The sequence below is a fragment of the Clostridium sp. genome (assembly GCF_050717545.1).
In the GTDB taxonomy this organism is placed as follows: domain Bacteria; phylum Bacillota; class Clostridia; order Clostridiales; family Clostridiaceae; genus Clostridium_AD.
In genome coordinates this window covers 73,087-79,790 of sequence record NZ_JBOITN010000044.1, presented here as the reverse complement: position 1 = coordinate 79,790, position 6,704 = coordinate 73,087, and the positions used below count along the sequence as shown (strand labels likewise).

6 protein-coding genes are annotated in these 6,704 nt (G+C 34.4%); all 6 read left to right on the top strand.

Translation table 11 applies throughout. The annotated features are described in order from the left end of the window. Window positions 1–497 precede the first annotated feature (497 nt). Window positions 498–1,271 (top strand): LamB/YcsF family protein, encoded by a 774-nt coding sequence (locus tag ACREVX_RS16425; RefSeq protein ID WP_431545292.1) that lies wholly within the window; start codon window positions 498–500, stop codon window positions 1,269–1,271. Window positions 1,272–1,286: 15 nt separating this feature from the next. Continuing rightward, the gene (locus ACREVX_RS16420; RefSeq protein WP_431545291.1) at window positions 1,287–2,510 is read left to right on the top strand and encodes an NRAMP family divalent metal transporter; all 1,224 of its coding nucleotides are present in this window, start codon (window positions 1,287–1,289) and stop codon (window positions 2,508–2,510) included. 16 nt (window positions 2,511–2,526) lie between these two features. Further along, a complete protein-coding gene (gene pxpB, locus ACREVX_RS16415) occupies window positions 2,527–3,261 on the top strand; it encodes a 5-oxoprolinase subunit PxpB (RefSeq protein WP_431545290.1) in 735 nt (244 codons plus the stop codon). A 4-nt stretch (window positions 3,262–3,265) separates the two neighbouring features. Continuing rightward, window positions 3,266–4,303, top strand: a complete 1,038-nt coding sequence (locus tag ACREVX_RS16410; RefSeq protein ID WP_431545289.1) for a 5-oxoprolinase subunit C family protein — start codon at window positions 3,266–3,268, stop codon at window positions 4,301–4,303. A gap of 13 nt (window positions 4,304–4,316) precedes the next feature. Further along, window positions 4,317–5,099, top strand: coding sequence for a putative hydro-lyase (locus tag ACREVX_RS16405; RefSeq protein WP_431545296.1), 783 nt, complete (start codon window positions 4,317–4,319; stop codon window positions 5,097–5,099). Between the two features lie 83 nt (window positions 5,100–5,182). Beyond that, window positions 5,183–6,694 carry an oxaloacetate decarboxylase subunit alpha gene (locus tag ACREVX_RS16400; RefSeq protein WP_431545288.1) on the top strand — a complete coding sequence of 504 codons (1,512 nt, stop codon included), beginning with the start codon at window positions 5,183–5,185 and terminating at the stop codon, window positions 6,692–6,694. Window positions 6,695–6,704 lie beyond the last annotated feature (10 nt).

Below are 6,704 nucleotides of genomic sequence, written 5' to 3'. Positions count from 1 at the left end.
ACAATTTAATATCCATTTTATGTAATCATTCGTGTTTACCAATGGTCTTTTTGTTGTGCTTAAAATTAATCAAAATAATTCTAAATAAATTTCAAACTAATAGTTGACTTTAACTAGCTGGTCTTTAGTATTAATTAAAAAGGCTCTATTTACTTCAACACTTTACCACGTGCATGCAAAAATATCAATAGAAAATCACAAAATATATAATTATACACATTTAAATAAAATGATAAATTTTATAGTATAATGAAAGCTAGTATTTAATTATACTGCTAGTAAACAATCCAATTAAAAGATATTAATACGGGGGTAAAAAAAATGTTAAGTAATTCACCTATAAAGAAAATATCATCTGTTAAAATTGAATCAGAAATAGCAAACAAAATGAATAATTCTTGAAACTAAGTTCAATAGATGATAAAATTAAGGATAAATTCAATTCCATTATTTGAAATTATAAAATAATTAATAACAAAACAAAGGAGAAAAATAATATGAAAAAATTTGTTGATATAAATAGCGATATAGGAGAAAGTTTTGGTGTTTACAAAATAGGCCTTGATGAAGAGGTTCTCTCATATGTATCATCAGCGAATATTGCATGCGGATGGCATGCAGGGGATCCTATGGTTATGAGAGATACTGTGAAGGTCGCTTTGAAAAATGGGGTTGGTATTGGCGCACATCCTGGATTTTTTGATGTTATGGGTTTTGGGAGAAGAAATATGACAGTGTCTCCGGATGAGATGAAGCAGTATACCATATATCAGCTTGGAGCTTTATATGGATTTGTAAAAGCAGCAGGAGCTAAAATGCAGCATGTAAAACCTCATGGAGCAATGTATAACCTGGCATCTAAAGACGGTAAACTAGCACGTGCAATAATAGAAGGTATATGGGAAGTGGACAGGGATTTGATAGTTCTCGGACTTGCTGGAAGTGAACTTACAAATGCTGCAAAACAAAAAGGGTTAAAAGCTGCAAATGAAGTTTTTGCGGACAGGGCATACAATTCTGATGGAACTCTTGTTTCAAGAAGTCTTGATGGTTCAATGATACACGATAAGAGTATAGCTATTTCCAGGGTAATAAGAATGGTAAAAGAGGGAAAGGTTACTGCAATAAACGGTGAAGATATAAATATAAATGTGGATTCTATATGTGTTCATGGAGACAATCCAGAGGCTGCTGAGTTTGCACAAACTATAAATGAGGAGTTATCCAGAGCTGGAGTAGAAATAAAATCACTTAATCAATTTATAAAATAGGGGGAATATAAATTTATGAATAACAAATTACAAAAGAGCAAGCAAGATATGAAAAAGAAAAGTAATTGGGGTGTGCTAATTGGAGCATCATTTCTTATGGCAACTTCTGCTATTGGACCGGGATTCTTAACCCAAACTGCAGTATTTACAGAAACATTTAAAGCTAATCTAGGGTTTATTATATTGCTTACTATTATAGTAGACTTTATTGCACAGCTCAATATATGGAGAGTTATTGGAGTGTCAGGTCTTCGTGCGCAAGATATTGCAAACAAGACTCTACCTGGTCTAGGTGTTTTTCTAGCAATTCTAATATGTATTGGGGGATTTGCATTTAATATAGGAAATATTGGAGGAGCTGCCCTTGGACTTAATGTATTATTTGGCTTAAACGTTAAAATGGGAGCTATTATTAGTGCTTTTATAGCGATTATAGTATTCTCGTTTAAAGAAGCTGGAAAGGTAATGGACACTTTCGCTAAAGTTCTAGGCGTTCTTATGGTTATTCTTATTGGATATGTTGCTTTTAAGACCCAGCCTCCAGTTGGGGAGATGATTACAAGGACATTTGTACCAACTGAGTTTGAATTTTTGCCATTTATAACTCTTGTGGGTGGAACAGTAGGTGGATATATAACATTTGCTGGAGGACACAGACTAATCGATGCTAAAATTACCGGAATTAAGCATTTAAAAGATATAAATAGAAGCTCAGTACTTGCCATAACAGTAGCGTCTATTATGAGAATACTTTTGTTCGCAGCTGTTCTTGGAGTTGTTGTAAACATAGGCAAACCACTTGGTACGATAAATCCTCCAGCAGAGGCTTTTAGACTTGGAGCAGGTAATTTTGGGTACATGTTATTTGGAGTTGTACTTTTCTCAGCAGCTCTAACATCAGTGATTGGATCAGCTTATACATCTGTGTCATTCTTAAAAACACTAGCACCAGTTTTTGAAAAATACACATCAAAATTTATTATAGGGTTTATCGTTATATCAACGTTTATATTTTTAACGATTGGTAAACCTGTAAAGTTACTTGTGGTAGCTGGTTCACTTAATGGTTTAATTCTTCCAATTGCTCTTGGTATATTACTTATTGCGTCTACAAATAAGAATATTGTAGGTGAATATAAACATTCTAAATGGCTTATGTATTCAGGTTATGTTGTTGTGATATTGGCAGTAATTGCTGGTTATCAGTCTTTGGGTGGAATAGTTGCATTATTTAAATAGGAGTTGAAAATACAATATGTATGAAGAAGTTAAGTATTTAATCGCCGGAGATAGAGCTCTAGTTGTTGAATTTGGAGATAAAATTGAAGAAGAGGTTAATTCAAAAATTAGAAGTCTTACAGTTGCAATTGAACGAGATGGTATTATGGGAATAAACGAGATTATTCCAACATACAGGTCACTTATGGTAATTTATGACCCTATGATAATGGAACTTAATGAACTTATAGATGCTATAAAATCCATTATATCAAGGATGCATGAATTAAAATTGCCAGATGCTAAAGTTATAGAAATACCAACACTTTATGGAGGGGAGTATGGACCTGATATTGAGTTTGTGGCAGATCATAATAAAATAACAATAGATGAAGTGATAAAAATTCACACAGATATGGAGTATTTAATTTATATGATTGGGTTTACACCTGGGTTTCCGTACCTTGGAGGTATGAGTGATAAAATTCAGGCCCCAAGGCTACAAAATCCGAGAACTAAAATTCCGTTTGGAAGTGTAGGAATTGCAGGCAAACAGACAGGCATATATCCTGTAGAAAGCCCTGGAGGTTGGCAATTAATTGGTAGGACTCCTGTTAAATTGTATGATCCATGCAGAGAGGAGCCCGTACTATTAAATGCTGGTGATTATATAAAATTTGTACAAATAGATGAGAATGAATACAAACTTATTGAGGCTTTAGAGCTCGAAGGAAAATATAAAGTAGTTATAAAAGGCAAGGAAAGAAGGTAAGTATATGACAATAATAAAGATATTAAAGCCAGGTATGTATACTACCATTCAGGACATTGGAAGGTACAATCATCAAAAGTCTGGTATGTCCGTTTCTGGTGCAATGGATCAGTTCTCTCTAAGAATGGCTAATATTCTTGTTGGGAACGTAGATAGCGAGGCGTGTCTAGAAACTACCCTTTTTGGACTTAAAATAAAATTTGAGGGTGATGCTTTGATTGCAGTTACAGGAGGCAATCTTATGCCAATGATAAATAATAAGGCTATAGACATGTGGTCTGGTATTAAAGTATTAGGTGGTGATGAGCTTTCCTTTGGAACTCCAGAAAGCGGGTGCAGGAGTTATATAGCAATTCAGCACGGCATGGATGTGCCAGAGGTGATGGGTAGCAAGTCTACTTATGTGAAGGGTAAAGTTGGAGGCTTTAAGGGAAGGATGCTTAAGGCTGGTGACGAGATTAAAATTAACAAGGCAGGAGAAAATAGTTTTACTAGTATAAAAAAATTACCAATTGAGTTAATACCTTCGTATTACAAGGATAATATTGTAAGAGTAATAATGGGACCCCAAGATGATTATTTCACGAAAAATGGTATATACACATTTTTGGATAGTGAGTTTGAAGTTACAAATGAAGCTGATAGAATGGGATATCGGTTATCTGGTCCTAAAATTTCTCACAAAATGTCTGCAGATATTATATCTGATGGAATAACCATGGGGTCGGTACAGATTCCAGGAGAGGGAGCCCCTATAATTATGATGGCGGATAGGCAAACCACGGGTGGCTATACGAAAATTGCTACAATAATAACTCCAGATATAAACATAGTGGGACAGTTAAAGCCGGGTGACAGTATCAAGTTTGAAGTAATAAACATTGAGGAAGCTCATAGAATATATAGGAAATATATGAACGATTTTGAATTGATAAGAGAAAGCGTGGAAAAGTTTGAGCCTAGCGCAATAAATGCTAAAAGGCTAAAAGTAAGAGTTAATAATAAGCAATATGAAGTGTTAGTAGAGGAAATTATACAATAAGGAGATGGTAATGTTGGGATTTAGTAATGGAAAAGAAGCAAGAAAAGAGATAAGAGCAGAGAAATGGACAGGTATTACACCAGGATTAGCTTATGGTTATACACAGGCTAATTTGGTAGTCCTTCCTGCCAAATATGCCATGGATTTTCTTATATTCTGCCAACGGAATCCAAAACCCTGTCCTATTTTAGATATTTGCGAACAAGGGAAATTCACACCTAATTTGATTGCTCCTACGGCAGATATTCGCACAGATATCCCCAAATATCGTGTTTACAAGGATGGAATACTAGTGGAAGAAGTAAATAATATCTTGGATTTGTGGACTGATGATTTAGTAACTTTCCTTATAGGTTGCAGTTTTACATTTGAAAAGGCACTGACAGATGGTCAAATTGGTATACGCCACATTGAAGAGAAGTGTAATGTGCCTATGTATATAACAAATATAGAATGTCATCCTGCAGGGATTTTTAATGGACCTACTGTTGTTAGTATGAGACCAATCCGAAAGGATTTGGTTGAAAAAGCGGTGGCGATTACATCAAGATTCCCAGGTGTTCATGGGGCTCCTATTCATATAAGTAATCCTGAGGAAATAGGCATTAAAGACATATCGAAACCAGACTTCGGAGACTCTGTAACCATTAAAGAGGGAGAAGTACCAGTTTTTTGGGCATGTGGCGTTACACCTCAAGCAGTAATAATGAATGTAAAACCAGAACTTGTAATAACACATGCGCCTGGATGTATGTTTATTTCCGATATATTGGATGATGACTTAGCAACATTGTAATAAAAGTAGGATGTTTCTAAATCATAGTTAATAAAGCTACCTACTGATATTTAGGAAAACACACTCTAAGGAGGTTTTGAATAGTGAATCCAATTAAAATTACAGAAACAGTACTAAGAGATGGACAGCAATCTTTAATTGCTACCAGATTAACAACAAAAGAGATATTACCAATCCTAGAAAAAATGGATAAGGTTGGGTATTATTCAATGGAGGTGTGGGGAGGAGCAACTTTTGATTCATGCCTTCGTGTTCTTAATGAAGACCCTTGGGAAAGACTAAGAGAAATTCGCAAGGTTGTTAAAAACACTAAACTTCAAATGATCCTTCGAGGTCAAAATCTTCTAGGATACAAGCATTATGCAGATGATGTAGTTGAGGCATTTATTAAGAAGTCTATAGAAAATGGTATAGATATAATTAGAGTATTTGATGCATTAAATGATACAAGAAATATGGAAACTTCAATTAGAGTTATTAGAGAAACTGGAGCACATTGTCAATGTGCTATATGCTATACAACTAGTCCAGTACACACTTTAGACTACTATGTTGAATTATCAATAAAACTTGAGAAATTAGGGGCACACTCAATTTGCATTAATGATATGGCTGGTATATTAACACCATATTCGGCTTTTAAATTAGTGGGAAAATTGAAAGCGGCTGTAAAAATACCATTATGCTTGCATTCTCATTGTACTAGTGGAATAGCCTCTATGACATATTTAAAGGCTGTTGAAGCAGGAGTAGATATAATTGATACTGCTATTTCTCCATTTTCACATGGCGCATCACAACCACCTACAGAGTCCATGGTTATTACTTTAAAAGAGAGCTTGCGGGATCCCAAATTAGACATTAATTTACTTGGTGAAATAGCAGACTATTTTAGACCTATAAAAGAGAAATACAGAGAAAATGGGGTGCTGAATCCAAGAGTTATGAATGTAGAGCCAAGAACTATAACATATCAGGTTCCTGGAGGGATGTTATCAAACCTTTTATTAGAGCTTAAGGCGCAAGGGGTTGAATCTAAATATAAAGAGGTCGTTAAAGAGATACCTATCGTTCGAGAAGATTTAGGATTTCCCCCTTTAATTACGCCTCTTATTCAAATGGTAGGAACTCAAGCAGTATTTAATATATTATCTGGAATCCGATATAAAATAATACCAAAAGAATTAAAAAATTATGTTCGGGGACTTTATGGAAGCCCATCAACACCTATAAAAGATGAAATAAAAACAAAAATTATAGGAGACATGGAAATTATAACTCAAAGACCAGCAGACTTACTTGCGCCGGAGATGGACAAATATGAAAATGAAATTAGAGATTTGGCCACTTGTTATGAAGATGTGTTATCCTATGCTTTATTTCCAAGAACTTCAAAAAAATTCTTTGAGGATAGGTTAAGTGCTAATATAAATAATGATAGTTATAAAAAAATAATAACTAATACAGAGGTAAAAGAAATATATGGAATAGATGAAGAAGAGAGGATAGTAGTAGCTCTTGTAGCATCTACTATGGCAGCACGGGATAAGCCTAATTCAGAGTTTCGCATATTAAACATTAAAAGAATAAAATGATGAGTGTAAT

Coding starts and splice junctions, on each gene's coding strand:
- ACREVX_RS16425 (WP_431545292.1), top strand. CDS start 498: ATGAAAAAATTTGTTGATATAAATAGCGATATAGGAGAAAGTTTTGGT.
- ACREVX_RS16420 (WP_431545291.1), top strand. CDS start 1,287: ATGAATAACAAATTACAAAAGAGCAAGCAAGATATGAAAAAGAAAAGT.
- pxpB (WP_431545290.1), top strand. CDS start 2,527: ATGTATGAAGAAGTTAAGTATTTAATCGCCGGAGATAGAGCTCTAGTT.
- ACREVX_RS16410 (WP_431545289.1), top strand. CDS start 3,266: ATGACAATAATAAAGATATTAAAGCCAGGTATGTATACTACCATTCAG.